Consider the following 15,292-nt stretch of genomic DNA (forward strand, 5'->3'; position numbering starts at 1 on the left):
TCTTTGAGTTTTTTGAAAAATACTAAGAACGTTCAATTGAGTGGGAATTTATGTCATCTTTATTATACATAAAAAATTCATTATTGTAACATATTTCAAACTTTTTACTGTTTATTCTAAAAAACATAGTTTACAGGCTTGGATATAGAGGTAATGTTGGATACATAATAAACATTGTTTTACAAAGTATAGGAATTATTTCAACATATTTTTAAGGATTATTTCAAAAATTATTATTTAAGAAACATATTTTTACTTTTCTCTTAACATGAAATGAGGTAAAATAGTCAAGGCATTAAAAAGAGAAAATGGGGGAAAAACGGATGAAGAAATTTTTATTATCCTTATCTGCCTTAACAATGGCCATAGGGTTAGCTGCTTGTTCAGCAAATGACGAGTCAAAAACAGATAAGAAGGAAACAACGAATGAAACAGCTGCATCTAAAGTGGATGTTAAAAAAGAATTAGTTAAATTTTATATGGAAATTGGCAACAAGGTTAATGCAAAAGATCCTGATTTAAATTCATACATGGCAAAAGCAACTAAGGAAGATGCGACGCCTGAAGAATTGCCAACTGTTGAGGAGAAGACAAAAGCGAGTGCATCTGCTGCTGCCGTTGCCGAAGAATTAAACAATATTAAAGTTCCTGCAGGGCTAAAGGATCAAAAAGCTGGTCTTGAGGCAGCATTAAAGGACTATGCTGCATCCTATCAAGCAAAAGCAGATGAATTGAAAAAAGATACACCTTCACTTACTGCAGGTGATGATCTTTTCGCACAGGGTGAAGAGAAACTTGGAAAAGTTTTTGAAAGCGCAAAATTATTTGCTCCAACCTTAGGTAAGCAAGTAAACTAGCAGGAGAACTAAAAGACCAGCCATGTTAAAAAGGCTGGTCTTTTAGTTTACTGGATGGCTGATGTTTCCTTATAGTTAATTTGAATTTCCTCTATTGCATCATTAAAAGATAAGTATGTCTCGGTATCTTCAAAAAACCAAATGTCATTTCCCTCTACATAAAAGGTTATTCCGTTCAATTCTTGTGTGTAGCCGACATTGCCGGGCTGCTCAGCTGAAAAAGCAAGACTAAATCCCTTATTCTTTTCCCCAAAGCCGGCATATTGGGGAAATAGACGAATATTGATTGGCTTATTCTTTTCAAATTCCCTCATGAACCATAATGCAGCTTTTTCATCGATTGATATGAACATATTTTTACACCAACCTTTTCAAGTTAAAAATCAGTTATAAGGATAGAGAAGTTAAGATAAAAAGGTATGAATCCCTCCGCCTTATAATCTAAGATTACAATATTTATAGTACAAATAATGTGATAATATACACGTTGATATCAGTATTAAATAAATGTTCATTTTTTCGTTGCAGAATGTTCAAAAGTTTAAATGGTACAATGACTGTACTGTTTTTGTAACATTATAATAGTGAAAATGATGTTAAGATATAGGTATTAAAGGAAGGGAGGTTTGTTCAATGGAAAAAGATTTTGTAAAATTACCAGAGAACGAACTGGATTTAAAACGTTTAATTCAAACATTTAACACCACATTGGAAACCATTGAAAAAAGGCTCTCACGATTAGAAAAAATGGATAGTATTGAACATAGAGTGGAAGTTAATCAAATTGATTTGTCAGATATTAAAGATTCACTTCAGCGTATTGAGGAGTCACATAGTAATGAGCTTCAGCATGTTAATAGACGCCTAGATTCTCATTTAGTTAAAATAGCAAAGTTAGAAGAAGAGATGATTATTTCAATAAAAAAATAAACAAAGTGGAGACTGTTTAACCTAAACATCTCCACTTTGATTAAAGCAGCCCCAAAAAAAATAGACCGATAGATTCGGTCTATTTTTCTATGAGAGGACTTCTGAATTTGTTACTGGCACTTGTGGGGATGTTGATTCCTCATTATTTGCATTTTTTGATACCTCAATGTACTTGATATGATGTTCTTCCATATCGAGAATTTTAAAGGTATAGGAATCATGAAGAATGATATCGCCTTCTTTGGCTTCGTAATTCTCAGTTAGAATCCAACCACCGATTGTATCGACATCTTCATCATCAATTTCAACCCCTAGTAAATCATTAATCTCACTCACTAAAACCTTTGAATCGATAATGTAATGGTTTTCCTTAACCTTTCGGATCTCCGGAATCTCATCCATATCAAATTCATCTCGAATTTCACCAACAATTTCCTCGAGGATATCCTCGACCGTAACAACTCCTGAAGTTCCACCATATTCATCCATTAAAACAGCCATATGAACACGGTCTTTTTGCATCTTCACTAATAAGTCATGAATTGGAATTGTTTCTATTACTCTAATAATTGGACGAGTATAACTTTCAAGTGTTTGTGATGAAAGATTTTCATTGCCTATTAAATCAGTCATGACTTCTTTGATATTGATTAAACCGATTATATGGTCTTTATCGCCATCAATAACAGGATATCTAGTAAACTTTTCTTCTCGTAAGACCTGAAGAAATGTTTCTAACGAATCGTCCTTTGATAAAGAAACCATCTCTGTTCGAGGTACCATGATTTCTTTGGCAATTCGATTGTCAAATTCAAAAATTTTATTTACATACTTAAACTCTGATTGGTTAATTTCGCCACTTTTATAGCTTTCAGACAGGATAATTCGAAGTTCTTCCTCAGTATGGGCAATTTCATTTTCCGACACCGGCTTTAGCCCGAAAATACTGGAAACAATCCGTGCAGATTTATTTAATACCCAAATAAAAGGGTACATAATTTTATAAAACATGATAAGCGGACGCGAAACAAGCAAGGTAATTAGCTCTGCCTTTTGAATAGCAAGTGTCTTAGGAGCTAATTCTCCAACAACTACATGCAGGAAGGTAATAAGAGCAAAAGCAATTCCGACCGATAATATTTGTGTCCCGCTCTCAGGGATGTTAAGTTTTAGAAATAGCGGACCTAGAATATGCTCAATGGTCGATTCCCCAATCCAGCCTAATACTAATGCAGTTATGGTAATACCTAATTGACACGCAGATAAATACTCATCTAAATTCGATATTACTTTTTTTGCCGGTACTGCCTTCGAATTTCCTTCCTCAATTAACTGATCAATTCTTGAACTTCTAATTTTGACAATTGCAAATTCAGAAGTTACAAAAAAGGCAGTTAAGGCAATTAAAATGGCTATAATAACCAAGTTAAATATGTCCAAATAAGTTCCCTTATCCCGCTGTTAGACGGGTAAGGTGTCACCTCCCAGTTATTTAAAAAAATTAAGTCGTAACACTTAAAAGTGATTTCATTAGAACTGCTCTAAGCAGACTAAGATTGTTTGTCAGCTTTTCTTTCTGTTCCTCATCCAATTTTTCTAAAATAGGGATGAGGTCAAATAAGTCGCTATGCAGCTGTTTCATTTGCTGCGTTACAGCACTCACATGCTTTTCAACCTCAGATTCACGAAGGTTTTTTTCTTTACGCATCTCTAGTTTTCTTTTAATCTCGTCTAATGGAAAGTGCAGACATTTACATTCCTCTATAAATCTCAAATCATCCAATGCTTCGTCTGAATAAATGCGGTAATTTGATTTAGAGCGTTCTGCCTTTAACAAGCCAATAGACGTATAATAGTCAATCGTGCGTTTTGATAAGTGCGCAATTTCCGCTATTTCACCAATCCGATAAACAGCCCCATCTTACCACCTCAACAATTTACAAATTAATAATAATTATAAAGAAATTAAACCGTACAGTCAAACGTTCTAGTTTAGTTAGTAGTATATACTCATATTTTATGGAAAAAAGCAGTAAATATGAACGAAAAAACGAAGGATTACAAAAATGGATGCATAAAGAAAACGCCCCATTATTCGGAGGCGCTGTTATTATTCTTACTCACTTCAATAAAGACGATATGATGCCCTTCATTTTCTTTTATTTGGAACGTGAAGCCTTCCATATCAATCGAATCCCCTTTTTTGACATCAAATTTTTGTGTTAAAAACCAGCCGCCAATTGTGTCAACTTCCTCTTCTTCAAGTGCTGTTCCCAGGAGATCATTTACCTCGCTAATTAAAACTTTCCCATCCAAAATGTAGTGATTCTCTCCCTTTTTTTGAATAAGGGGGAGCTCATCCATATCAAATTCATCACGAATTTCCCCGACTATTTCCTCGAGAATATCCTCAACGGTAACAATTCCAGCCGTACCACCATATTCATCGGATAAAACCGCCATATGAGAGCGGTTCTTTTGTAATTTCACTAAAAGTTCCTGGATTGGAATATTTTCAATTACATGGATCACGGGTTTGATATAGGGGAGAAGAGGTTGTTCCCCTGTGCATTTCTGCTGAATACAATCGGTAAGGACCTCTTTAATATTGACTACGCCTAGAATATTATCTTTATCTCCATCAATGAGGGGATATCGTGTATATTTCTCCTCGCGGACAATGTCGATAATTTCATCCATAGTGGCATCTTTTGAAAGGGTAATGATTTCAGTTCGTGGCACCATTATTTCTTTTGCGATTCGGTCGTCAAATTCAAAAATATTATTCATATAGCTGTATTCGGAATGATTGATTTCGCCGCTTTCATAGCTTTGGGAGAGGATCATACGCAATTCTTCCTCAGATAAAACAATCTCTTGCTCTGAAGTTGGTTTAATCCCGAAAAGTCCCGTTACAAACCGAGCAGACCGGTTAAGAATCCAAATAAAGGGATACATTAACCGATAAAAAAGGATCAAGGGCTTTGCAAACCGCATAATGATTTGTTCTGACTTTTGAATGGCAAACGTTTTTGGTGCTAATTCACCAATAACAACATTGAAAAAGGTAATGATCGAAAAGGCCAGAATAAATGAGATCACTTGTTTCAATGATTCCGGTAACTCGATCCAAGTGAAAATTGGTTCTAAAATCCCGCGAATGGTTGGCTCTCCCAACCAACCTAGGATGAGAGAAGTAATCGTAATTCCGACCTGTGTGGCGGATAAATACCCATCTAAATTAGAAATGACTTTTTTGGCTGATTCTGCTTTTTTATTACCCTCTGCCATTAATTGATCTATTCTAGTCGTTCTTACCTTTACCATAGCAAATTCAGATGCGACAAAAAATGCGGTAAAGGTAATCAGGATAACAATAATTAAAACGTTCATCCAAATCATTTAGTACCTTACAAAGGGTAAGGCATGCCACCTCACTTACTTTTTACTGTATGTAATAATTATTCCCGATAAATCGAAAATCTAACTTTGTTAAATTGCTCAAGTTTCCTTATATTATTTCAAAGATGATACTTAATAGCAAATAAGCTAACATTTTAACAAAAAAAAACAGCCATTGTGGCTGCTGCTTGATGTTTGTTTTGTTGGGTGTTAAATCTGCACAGGCTTCCATTCCCGTGCCAGCATACTATAAATAATGAGGTCATGAAAATGTCCATTTAAATGTTCTCCATCTCGGACTGTCCCTTCTCTGACAAATCTTAGACGTTCTGGGATGGCCCGGCTTTTTTTATTTTTTACGCCACAGCGAATTTCAATCCGGTTTAAACCTAATTGGAAAAAGCAATAATTCAGTAGTGCTTTAACAGAACGGGTAATGACTCCATGACCTTCCGCTTTTTTAGCTAAATAATAACCGATGCTTGCCATGCTGTTATACCAATCAATTTGGTGTAAACCTAAGGAACCGACAAGTTCCCCCCGATATTGAATGCCCACATTAAGGCCGCTGTTCTCTGCAAACTGATTAAGCCATATGGGGATTACTGCTTCAATTTGATATGGGGTGCTCATACTATCCACCCAGGGCATCCATTCCCGCAAATGCTCGCGATTTTCCTCAATAAGTTGGAATAACGATAAAGAATGGTGCTGTTGAAACAATTGAAGCTCGATTTCATGATCCACTTTTAATGTAAACATAGGCCTATTCTCCCGATGATGATTTTTGGTACATCATATGCGCAGTTGGCCCGGAACGGGAGGAAGAATTTAAAAGAAAAAAATCCCTGCTTTTTAAAAAGGGGGATTTGATGATTTTACGATAGATTAATTTCAGGCTCGTCGATTTGGTCTAAAACTACTGGCAAGAAAATGGAAAAGGTAGTTTTATCTTCAGAAGAATCACAAGTTAATTTTCCTTTGTGTTTTTCAATAATTTCTTTACAGACAAACAACCCTAGACCTGTTCCTAGTTTTTTTGTGGTGAAAAATGGTTCAAAAATGGTTTTATGCAATTCGGAAGGAATGACTGGCCCATTATTTGAAATACTTATTTTAATCGTCGTATCATTTTCTAATGAACTTTTTATCTCAATGGTTGGAAGGGAGACCTCATGATGATTTAAAACATCAATGGCATTGAAAATGATATTGATAAAAACTTGTCTTATTTCATCTGCATAGCCAATCAAGGTAAAATCACCGGTCAAATGATTTTGAATTTTAACTTTGCCATCCAAGATGCTCGGGTAGAGGAAATTTAAAACTTCATCTATTAGGTTATTTAATTTGAAGTATACCTTCTCCTTGCCAATTAACTCTTTTTTTGATAGCAACAAAAACTGTGAGATACGAAAATTTAGCTGATCTAATTCGCTTGATATAATATCTAAATATTTCATATTTGGATAATCAGCCTTAAGTAATTGTATAAATCCTTGTACAGATGTAAGCGGGTTTCTAAATTCATGAATAAAGCTTGAGGTCATTTGGCCGAGAAGTGTTAAGCGATCTTGATGGGTTGAATCAATAAACATCGTCTTTTCTTCAATAATTTTATTTTTTGCTTCAGAGTAATGAGATACAGCAAAATATAAAAATTTATCAAAACAAAAATTAATATCATTAATGGATTTCTGCAGTTCGGACCAGGTGAGTCCGGTTGTACTTAAATAGTTATATAAAACGGTCCTGCCGGTATTGACATTGTAAACAAAATCACCAATGTTAATGTCTGCCAAAACACGTTCCTTTGAAATACCAATGGCAATTTTTTCAATAACAGTTAATAATTCTTCTTTTGAAAGGGTATGCATCGTAAGAATGACATCAAATAGGGCTTCGGCATTTTCACGAATTTTACCTTTAAAAGGATCACCGTCATAAATCAATATTGTTTTTTCCCATTCTTGTACTAATTGCTGCTTGTTCTGAGCAAAAAAGGCGACTAAATCCGTTTGTTCTCCCGTAGACATGTTGTTTCCCCCTATTGGTTTTAACCAAACTGATTACCATGATAATTCGCTGATGATTGTAAAAATCCTTTATAAAATTATAGAAAAATTTTTTAGCCAGTAAAATGTTGTTAATTATCGATCTTTCAGAAGAACATTGATAACATTCGATACAATAAAAACCTTGTTTAATTTAAATAAGAGGAGTATATTTTTTATGGATACAATTGAATACTTCCACAGGGGGAGCTGCTTTTTATGCGGCTGAGAGTGAACGACCGAGTTCTGACCCTATGAACCTGTTAGGTAACACTAGCGTAGGGATGTGGTTTGCTAAATAAAAAAGCAATTCAGACATTCCTTGTCTGGATTGCTTTTTTTCTTATATTTGCAGGGCGCCATATAGTCTTTGGGAAGAAATCAAGAGGTTCCAATTGGATAAAGGGGGAGAAGTTGGTGTATCAAACAAGAAGTAATACATTATTTATCGCAGAGGTTGCTGTATTTACTGCACTTGCTTATTTATTAGATTTTGTAGCAGGGATTGTTTCTTTAAAGATATGGCCGCAGGGTGGGTCCATCTCGATTGCGATGGTACCGATATTTCTGATTGCCTATCGGTGGGGGATAAAAGGCGGCCTTTTAACTGGCTTTTTATTAGGTTTACTTCAGTTTATTATGGGATTTTCACAGGTTTATACGATTGTTCAAGGGATTATTGATTACTTTATTGCTTTCACAGTAGTTGGAGCCTCAGGCATTTTTGCTTCAGCTATCAGAAAAGCTCTGAATCAACAGAACAAAGGGAAATGGATGACGTATGTAATAACTGGGGCATTTTTGGGAAGTGCCTTACGATATATTTGTCATGTAATTTCTGGGATTGCCTTTTTCGGTGAGTATGCTCCTAAAGGTCAGCCTGTAGCTATCTACTCTTTACTTTATAATGGAACCTATATGCTGCCAAATTTTATAATAAGTGCGATCATCACCGTTTTGTTAATCAGTGCACTACCAAAGAAAATGGTTCTGCAAAAAAGTTTATAAGAACAAAAAAAAGGAAAGTATTTACTTTTCCTTTTTTTTCGTGTTTTTTTCGAACTTTTGTCAAATTTATTATGCTTGTTAACTCAAAAAAGTGTTAAAATACATTTAGAAAGATAATCATTCTCAATTAACGTAGATAGGGTGATATACATGTTTAGAGCTTTAAAAGCAGGAGATAAAGGAAAAATAATTGATCTATCTCATGTTGGTCACCTCGTTCAAAGACGCCTACTTGATTTAGGAATTACTGAAGGATCTGAGGTCTGTGTAAAATGTGTTATGCCATTTGGCGGACCGATTATGATAGAATCTTGCGGCCAGTGTGTTGGCCTGCGCCGGAAAGAAGCAGTTCAGATTGAAGTGGAGAGAATATAATGGAAATCGCTCTAATTGGAAACCCGAATACTGGAAAAACCTCATTATTTAATAATTTAACAGGTTCCTATGAGTATGTTGGTAACTGGAGCGGTGTAACAGTTGAAAAGAAAGTCGGCGTTTTTAAGAATAATATTGGCCAATTAATAGATTTACCTGGCGTATATACACTTAACCCTTTATCAAAGGATGAGGGAGTAGTTACCTCGTTCTTTTTGAATGAATCCGTTGATCGTTTATTAAATATTTTAGATGCATCACAATTAGAACGTAATTTACATTTAACGTTGCAATTGCTCGAGTTTGAGAAGCCTGCACTTATCGGTTTAAATATGATTGATGTGGCTAATAAACGGGGTATTCAGATTGACGCCTCTAAGCTTGCCGAGGCCCTGGGCGTTCCAGTTGTGCCTGTGGTGGCCCGAAGCGGAAAAGGTTGTGACAAGCTTGTTGAGGTAGTCTCTACAAAATCAATTCAATCTGTTAATAAACATCTCGTCTATTATGGTAAAGAAGTCGAGGAGGGGATTTCTGCCTTTACCGGGGAGATCATGGGCAAGACCAGCCACTCTACACGTTTTCTAGCCATTCAATATTTTGAAGGAAATCAATACGTTCAAAATTATGTTAACAGTATTGCCAATCCTCTAAGAATAAACGAAATTGTAAACAACTTGGAAAACAAGCTGCAAGCACAGTTGGATAAAAAATCACTCTCCAATTATATTTATTTAAAACGAAGAGAAGTGATTGAAAAAATTGTTGCTGAAGTAGCAAGGAAAAGTAACTCAGGTTTACCACTTTCTGAGAAAATTGATAGTATAGTAACAAATCGCTTTCTAGGGATGCCTATTTTTCTTTTGCTAATGTATTTCATGTTCATGCTGACATTCGATTGGCTCGGAACACCTCTATCAAATATACTTGATGCATTTTTAACAGGACCAATTACTACTGGCTTTGAGGCCGTTTTGAGTGCAATTCATGCCTCAGATTTTATACACGCCTTAATTATTGAAGGATTAGTAGCAGGTGTTGGCGGCGTACTGGTGTTTGTACCGCAAATTTTTATCCTTTTCTTCTTTATTTCCTTATTAGAAGACTCTGGTTACATGGCACGTGTTGCCCTTGTAATGGACCGCATAATGGAATCAGTAGGATTAAATGGCAAAGCGTTTATCCCGATGATGATCGGCTTTGGCTGTAATGTACCAGGGATTATGGCTGCTAGAACGATTGAGACACCTAGGGAGAGACTATTAACCATCCTTTTAACACCACTAATGTCATGTTCAGCACGGTTACCGGTATACGCTTTATTTGTAGGGGCCTTTTTTGCAGGTCATAAGGCATTCGTTGTCCTTAGCCTATACGTGTTGGGAATTGTAGTGGCATTAACGTTGGCTAAAATCTTTTCTAAAACACTACTAAAATCAGAAACATCTTTATTTGTAATTGAACTCCCTCCATACAGACTTCCACAGTTTCAATCATTATGGAGAAGTACGTGGGATAAAGGGAAAGGATTTGTTAGAAAGGCTGGAACCTTTATTTTTGCCGGTTCCGTCTTTATCTGGCTGTTATCATATGCAGGTCCTCAGGGTTTAAAGGTTGATATGGATCATAGTTATTTAGCTGCCATTGGGAATATTATCGCACCTATTTTTGATCCAATTGGCTTTGGTACATGGCAGGCATCTGCTTCCTTAATAACAGGCTTCTTGGCAAAAGAAGCGATTATTTCAACCATGAATATTATTTACTTTGTTCCAAATGACGCAAGCCTGCAGGGGTTATTGGCTCACTATTATACCCCGCTTGCCGCCTATAGCTTCATGGTCTTTATCCTATTGTATATACCTTGTTTGGCAACGACGGCAACGATTTATAAGGAAACAGGTTCTAGAAAATGGACTGCTTTTGCCATGATATATGCGTTTGTGATTGCCTACGTATTATCCTTGGTCATATATCAAGGCGGTAAATTAGTTGGATGGATGTAAAATCTGGAAGGGGTGGGACGAATGATTGCCAGTATCATAATCGGTGTGGCTATTTTTGGATATGCAGCATGGGCTTTAGTGAAGTTTATCAATAAATCCAAAAAGGGAAAATGCGCCGCCTGTGATTTGAAAAATTCTTGTTCAAGTCAGTGCAATATTCCACCACAAATTTAGAAGAGCTCAAGCACCTGGGGCATTGGCGTATGGCCTAGAGCTGGATATTGTAAAATGAATAGGACTTAAAACTGCTATAGTGAATTATAGCAGTTTTTTTTTGTTGAAATTTGAATACTCTTATAATCTTGTGTAAAATTACACTAGAGGAATTTGAAGGAAGGGCTTACTGTGACCAGAGATGAAATTATAATGCAGGTTTCTGAGAAGCTTCGTCTAATCAGGGCAGAAGCAGGTTATACCCAGGATAAGATGGCTGATATTATTGGTGTCTCGAAGAAAACCCTTGTTCAAATCGAAAAAGGGAGGGTTTTAGCTGGCTGGTCGACGGTGGTTTCAATTTGTGCCCTTTTCCGAGAAACGGAGACGGTCCAATTTTTATTTGGAAATGAACCCCTTGAGGTATTAGAGACAGTTGCCTTAAACGGAATTGATCTTCGTAAAACAAAAACGCTTGGAGGCCGAGTTTGGTGGAGGGCTATTTCACAAAAAAACGGCTTTATTCTCCAGCAAAATATTTTAAGTAAGCATTTTCGAATCCTAGATGATCAACACTATCGTATCTTTTCAAGCTTCGATGAAAAGCTTTCCAAACAACGCTTTAAAGAACTGGTAAAAAGTGAATAATAGAAGTAAAAAAAGATGTGGTCCTGACCCATCTTTTTTTAATAAAGATATTACTATCCCCAAGCCTTTATAAAGCCTAATAAATCATCGATAAGTATACCTTTAAAAGAAATTACAACTAAAGGATGTCATCATAATGGTATTTACTAATAAAGTAATCGGGCTCTTTAAACAGCTGAAAAAGTGGCATTTATTTCAAGTGATTGTGTTGTTGATACTGATTCTAATGCTTTCCTTTTTCGGCTTACTTTTCTATTTTACAAAAGATGCAGATATTTCAGGGTTAAAGAATGAGCTGCCGCAGCCAACTGTTTTTTATGATGTTAATGGAAAAGTGGCTAGCAAGGTATCCGCAAATAAGAATGAAGGTATACCCATTAAGGCAGTCCCCGCTTCCTTAAAGAATGCTATTATAGCGATTGAAGACCATCGCTTTTACAAGCATAATGGGGTTGATTTAATCGGAACCACGCGTGCGCTCTTTCGAGACCTGAGGGCAGGCGGGATGGTTGAAGGGGGCAGTACGATAACACAGCAATTAACGAAAAATACCATTCTTACGTCTGAAAAGACCTTAAAAAGAAAGATGCAAGAGGTATTTTTAGCCATTGCAGTTGAACGCAAATATTCTAAATCAGAAATCCTGCAAATGTACATGAATCAAATCTATTTCGGCGATGGAGCCTATGGAATTAAACAAGCAGCCAGCAAATATTTTGCCAAAGATGTACAGGATTTATCCGTAAGTCAATCGGCTTTACTTGCCGGCTTAATCAAAGCACCGTCAGCCCTAAATCCCTATAAGCATATGGAAAAGGCAACGGAAAGACGAAATCTGGTCTTGGCTGCAATGAAGGAACAAGGCTACATCACTAACACTCAGTATCAAAAGGCAAAAACGGAAAAGATTGTCTTAAATAATAACGGTGGTGATCCATTCCGTGGAAAATATCCATATTATGTCGATCAAGTTTTAGATGAGGCCATTAAACGATACGGGTTTACACAGGATGAATTATTAACAGGCGGCTTCCGAATTTATACGGAACTAAATCCAACAATGCAAGCGGCGATAGAAGAAACCTATCAAGATAATTCCCTTTTCCCTAAAGGTACCGACCGCCTTGTCCAGAGCGGCGGGGTATTACTTGACCCAAAAACAGGCGGAGTCAGGGCCATTATTGGCGGAAGAGGAGTGCATACCTTCAGGGGTTATAACCGTGCCTCACAATTAAAGGCACAGCCCGGCTCATCCTTTAAGCCGATAGCTGTTTATACACCAGCGCTAGAGGAAGGCTGGAAAATTACCGATATGCTTAAAGACGAACCAATGAAATTTGGGTCTTATCAGCCTAGTAATTATGACCACCAGTATGCTGGCGAGGTCCCAATGTACGAAGCGGTAAAGGAATCAAAAAATGTTTCTGCCGTGTGGCTCTTAAATGAAATAGGAATGGATAAGGGAGTGGATTCTGTTAAGCGGTTTGGCATTCCATTAGATAAAGAAGATGAAAATTTATCAATGGCACTAGGCGGTTTGCATAATGGGGTTTCTCCTTTAGAAATGGCCGAAGCATTTTCAGTCTTTCCTAATAAAGGAAGCAGAATCAAGGCACATGTGATTAAAAAAATCGTTGATCCAGAGGGGAATGTAGTTTCCGAGTGGAAGGGGAAAAAGGTGAGGGTAACCACGAAGGCTGTATCGGATCATATGACGACTATGCTCCTTGGTGTAGTAGAAGAAGGAACGGGAAAAGAAGCAAAGATTCCTGGAAGGGAAACCGCTGGAAAAACAGGATCTACCCAGGTGCCAATCAAAGGGATAAATGGCTTGAAGGATCAGTGGTTTGTCGGTTATACTCCTCAGTTAGTCGGTTCGTTCTGGGTCGGTTATGATCAAACAGATGCGGACCATTATATGACCCCGACTAGCGGAACTGGTGCTTCTGTTGTCTTTAGTAAGGTGATGGAAAAGTCATTAAGGGGCGCCTCGAACCAAAGTTTTAATGTCCCACATATTGCTCCATTGATTGAAAAAAGAAAAAAAGAAGAAGAAAAAAGTAATTTTCAAGAGCATTTCAACAATGAAGTTCAAAGATGGGAAGACAAGTGGAATAAACAAATCGAAAAATGGAGGAATAAAATAAAAGGCCGGGATTAAAAAAAATATATTCAAAAAGAAATCACATCCAGGTCATAAAAGTGTAATTTTTATCACTTGCTGCATCAGATTTTTATGATATTTTTAAATAAAAATCATAGGGTGGAATGTATATGTCAGAATACTCCATTGTTTTAGCAATTGGCAGTTTTTTAATCCTTTCTTACTTTATCGGTTATACACTCATTAAATCATAAGCTGCAGACAAAGTGTCTGCAGTCTTTTTATTTTTACAAAAGTAATGTGAAGTTTATAAATAAGTCAACAATGGATATATATATTGAAGTAAGCGAAATTGTGAGGTGGATAGTTATGGAGAAGTTTAGGATTGAAAAGGACACGCTCGGAGAAATCCGGGTCCCTGAAGAAAAGTATTGGGGAGCGCAAACCCAGCGAAGCAAGGAAAATTTTAAAATTAGTGAAGAAAAAATGCCGCTTGAAGTGGTCTATGGTTTGGTCTTGATTAAAAAAGCAGCTGCAGTCGTGAATTATCAATTAGGCAAGCTAAGCGAAGTCAAAATGAACGCCATTGTAAAGGTATGTAATGATATAAATAACGGAGATTATGATCAACATTTCCCATTACTAGTCTGGCAAACTGGAAGTGGAACGCAATCCAATATGAATGTGAATGAAGTGATTGCAAATCGGGCAAACCATTGGCTGGCAGAAAAGGGTAGTAAGGAAACGGTTCACCCAAATGATGACGTCAATATGTCTCAAAGCTCAAATGATACGTTCCCAACTGCGATGCATATTTCCTCCTATATCAAAATTACTGAATCACTATTACCAGCGATTGTAGAACTGAAAAAAACATTTCAGGAAAAAGAGAGCGCTTTTGCTGACATTGTAAAAATAGGCAGAACCCATTTACAGGATGCAACACCGCTTACACTCGGCCAGGAAATCAGCGGCTGGAGGGGAATGCTGGATAGAAATGAACAAATGATTAAAGAATCGAGTCAGCATTTATTGAGTTTAGCGATTGGGGGAACAGCGGTAGGGACAGGAATTAACGCGCACCCACAATTCGGACAGATGGCGGCAGAGGAACTTAGAAAGATAACGGGTTATTCCTTCAAATCGTCAGATAATAAATTTCATGCCCTGACAAGTCATGACGAAATTGTTTTTGTTCATGGAGCTCTAAAAGCATTAGCCGCTGATTTAATGAAAATTGCCAATGATGTTCGTTGGCTTGCGAGCGGTCCGCGCAGTGGAATAGGCGAGATTAGTATTCCCGCCAATGAACCAGGAAGTTCAATTATGCCAGGGAAGGTAAATCCTACCCAAAGTGAAGCCTTGACGATGGCAGTTTGTCAGATTTTTGGAAATGATGCCGCTATTAGCTTTGCAGCGAGCCAAGGCAATTTCGAGTTAAATGTTTTTAAACCAGTCATCATTTATAATCTCATTCAATCCATACGACTTCTTGGTGATGGGATTCGTTCCTTTAATGAAAACTGTGCAAAAGGAATAGAAGTGAATGTAGAAAAAATTAAAAACAACCTAGAGCAGTCGTTAATGTTAGTTACAGCACTTAATCCACATATCGGGTATGAAAAAGCGGCGGAAATCGCTAAGCTTGCGTTTAAGGAAAATAGTACCTTAAAAGAAGCGGCCCTTAAAACTGGTTATGTGACGGAAGAACAATTTGCTGACTGGATTCAGCCTGAAAAGATGGTGTAATTGGACAGT

Annotated in this window: 15 protein-coding genes, 1 pseudogene and 1 riboswitch; of the genes and pseudogenes, 9 read left to right on the forward strand and 7 right to left on the reverse strand. The window is 36.9% G+C overall.

All coding sequences use genetic code 11. The annotated features are described in order from the left end of the window. Window positions 1-323 precede the first annotated feature (323 nt). Window positions 324-857: a hypothetical protein gene (locus L1999_RS05745; RefSeq protein WP_235742680.1), complete on the forward strand. Its 534-nt coding sequence runs from the start codon at window positions 324-326 to the stop codon at window positions 855-857. A 47-nt stretch (window positions 858-904) separates the two neighbouring features. Here the strand turns inward: L1999_RS05745 and L1999_RS05750 are convergent, their stop codons facing one another. Then, the gene (locus L1999_RS05750) at window positions 905-1,210 is read right to left on the reverse strand and encodes a HesB/YadR/YfhF family protein (protein WP_235742681.1); all 306 of its coding nucleotides are present in this window, start codon (window positions 1,208-1,210) and stop codon (window positions 905-907) included. 280 nt (window positions 1,211-1,490) lie between these two features. Here L1999_RS05750 and L1999_RS05755 point away from each other — a divergent pair, with 280 nt between their 5' ends. Beyond that, complete coding sequence (locus tag L1999_RS05755; protein ID WP_235742682.1) at window positions 1,491-1,787, forward strand: hypothetical protein; 297 nt, start codon at window positions 1,491-1,493, stop codon at window positions 1,785-1,787. 87 nt (window positions 1,788-1,874) lie between these two features. Here L1999_RS05755 and L1999_RS05760 read toward each other — a convergent pair whose 3' ends face one another. From L1999_RS05760 to L1999_RS05780, 6 genes and pseudogenes are all read right to left on the reverse strand, one after another. Further along, window positions 1,875-3,227, reverse strand: a complete 1,353-nt coding sequence (locus L1999_RS05760; protein WP_235742683.1) for a hemolysin family protein — start codon at window positions 3,225-3,227, stop codon at window positions 1,875-1,877. Between the two features lie 61 nt (window positions 3,228-3,288). Then, entirely contained in the window at window positions 3,289-3,495 is a 207-nt protein-coding gene (locus L1999_RS29760; protein WP_335498171.1) for a hypothetical protein, read from the reverse strand. 12 nt (window positions 3,496-3,507) lie between these two features. Beyond that, window positions 3,508-3,690 (reverse strand): annotated as a pseudogene (locus L1999_RS29765) (MerR family transcriptional regulator); the annotation flags it as partial. 188 nt (window positions 3,691-3,878) lie between these two features. Then, the gene (locus L1999_RS05770) at window positions 3,879-5,189 is read right to left on the reverse strand and encodes a hemolysin family protein (protein ID WP_235742684.1); all 1,311 of its coding nucleotides are present in this window, start codon (window positions 5,187-5,189) and stop codon (window positions 3,879-3,881) included. Between the two features lie 210 nt (window positions 5,190-5,399). Beyond that, window positions 5,400-5,951 carry a GNAT family N-acetyltransferase gene (locus L1999_RS05775; protein ID WP_235742685.1) on the reverse strand — a complete coding sequence of 184 codons (552 nt, stop codon included), beginning with the start codon at window positions 5,949-5,951 and terminating at the stop codon, window positions 5,400-5,402. 116 nt (window positions 5,952-6,067) lie between these two features. Then, a complete protein-coding gene (locus L1999_RS05780) occupies window positions 6,068-7,225 on the reverse strand; it encodes a histidine kinase N-terminal domain-containing protein (RefSeq protein ID WP_235742686.1) in 1,158 nt (385 codons plus the stop codon). Between the two features lie 211 nt (window positions 7,226-7,436). Continuing rightward, window positions 7,437-7,545: riboswitch (TPP riboswitch) on the forward strand. A gap of 115 nt (window positions 7,546-7,660) precedes the next feature. On the opposite strand from L1999_RS05780, the gene thiT reads away from it, so the two are divergent. The 7 genes from thiT to fumC all read left to right on the forward strand — a co-directional run bounded on the left by thiT (window position 7,661) and on the right by fumC (window position 15,283). Continuing rightward, complete coding sequence (thiT, locus tag L1999_RS05785; RefSeq protein WP_235742687.1) at window positions 7,661-8,251, forward strand: energy-coupled thiamine transporter ThiT; 591 nt, start codon at window positions 7,661-7,663, stop codon at window positions 8,249-8,251. A gap of 150 nt (window positions 8,252-8,401) precedes the next feature. Further along, on the forward strand, window positions 8,402-8,626 hold the full coding sequence (locus L1999_RS05790; protein WP_235742688.1) for a FeoA family protein: 225 nt from the start codon (window positions 8,402-8,404) through the stop codon (window positions 8,624-8,626). After that, entirely contained in the window at window positions 8,626-10,629 is a 2,004-nt protein-coding gene (gene feoB / locus L1999_RS05795; protein ID WP_235742689.1) for a ferrous iron transport protein B, read from the forward strand. The genes L1999_RS05790 and feoB overlap by 1 nt, the downstream gene beginning before the upstream one ends. Window positions 10,630-10,650: 21 nt before the next feature. Next, window positions 10,651-10,803 (forward strand): FeoB-associated Cys-rich membrane protein, encoded by a 153-nt coding sequence (locus tag L1999_RS05800; protein WP_235742690.1) that lies wholly within the window; start codon window positions 10,651-10,653, stop codon window positions 10,801-10,803. A 171-nt stretch (window positions 10,804-10,974) separates the two neighbouring features. Then, window positions 10,975-11,430, forward strand: coding sequence for a helix-turn-helix transcriptional regulator (locus L1999_RS05805; protein WP_235742691.1), 456 nt, complete (start codon window positions 10,975-10,977; stop codon window positions 11,428-11,430). 136 nt (window positions 11,431-11,566) lie between these two features. Next, window positions 11,567-13,591: a transglycosylase domain-containing protein gene (locus L1999_RS05810; RefSeq protein ID WP_235742692.1), complete on the forward strand. Its 2,025-nt coding sequence runs from the start codon at window positions 11,567-11,569 to the stop codon at window positions 13,589-13,591. Window positions 13,592-13,903: 312 nt separating this feature from the next. Then, the gene (fumC, locus tag L1999_RS05815; RefSeq protein ID WP_235742693.1) at window positions 13,904-15,283 is read left to right on the forward strand and encodes a class II fumarate hydratase; all 1,380 of its coding nucleotides are present in this window, start codon (window positions 13,904-13,906) and stop codon (window positions 15,281-15,283) included. Window positions 15,284-15,292: the final 9 nt, after the last annotated feature.

This window comes from Neobacillus drentensis (genome assembly GCF_021560175.1).
GTDB classification, from domain to species: Bacteria; Bacillota; Bacilli; order Bacillales; family Cytobacillaceae; genus Neobacillus; species Neobacillus drentensis_A.

Bases quoted from the DNA above. Each gene is read 5' to 3' on its own strand.
- L1999_RS05800 (WP_235742690.1), top strand. From the start codon at position 10,651: ATGATTGCCAGTATCATAATCGGTGTGGCTATTTTTGGATATGCAGCA.
- L1999_RS05750 (WP_235742681.1), bottom strand. From the start codon at position 1,210: ATGTTCATATCAATCGATGAAAAAGCTGCATTATGGTTCATGAGGGAA.
- L1999_RS05810 (WP_235742692.1), top strand. From the start codon at position 11,567: ATGGTATTTACTAATAAAGTAATCGGGCTCTTTAAACAGCTGAAAAAG.
- L1999_RS05775 (WP_235742685.1), bottom strand. From the start codon at position 5,951: ATGTTTACATTAAAAGTGGATCATGAAATCGAGCTTCAATTGTTTCAA.
- L1999_RS05780 (WP_235742686.1), bottom strand. From the start codon at position 7,225: ATGTCTACGGGAGAACAAACGGATTTAGTCGCCTTTTTTGCTCAGAAC.
- feoB (WP_235742689.1), top strand. From the start codon at position 8,626: ATGGAAATCGCTCTAATTGGAAACCCGAATACTGGAAAAACCTCATTA.
- L1999_RS05745 (WP_235742680.1), top strand. From the start codon at position 324: ATGAAGAAATTTTTATTATCCTTATCTGCCTTAACAATGGCCATAGGG.
- L1999_RS29760 (WP_335498171.1), bottom strand. From the start codon at position 3,495: ATGCGTAAAGAAAAAAACCTTCGTGAATCTGAGGTTGAAAAGCATGTG.
- L1999_RS05790 (WP_235742688.1), top strand. From the start codon at position 8,402: ATGTTTAGAGCTTTAAAAGCAGGAGATAAAGGAAAAATAATTGATCTA.
- fumC (WP_235742693.1), top strand. From the start codon at position 13,904: ATGGAGAAGTTTAGGATTGAAAAGGACACGCTCGGAGAAATCCGGGTC.
- L1999_RS05755 (WP_235742682.1), top strand. From the start codon at position 1,491: ATGGAAAAAGATTTTGTAAAATTACCAGAGAACGAACTGGATTTAAAA.
- L1999_RS05770 (WP_235742684.1), bottom strand. From the start codon at position 5,189: ATGATTTGGATGAACGTTTTAATTATTGTTATCCTGATTACCTTTACC.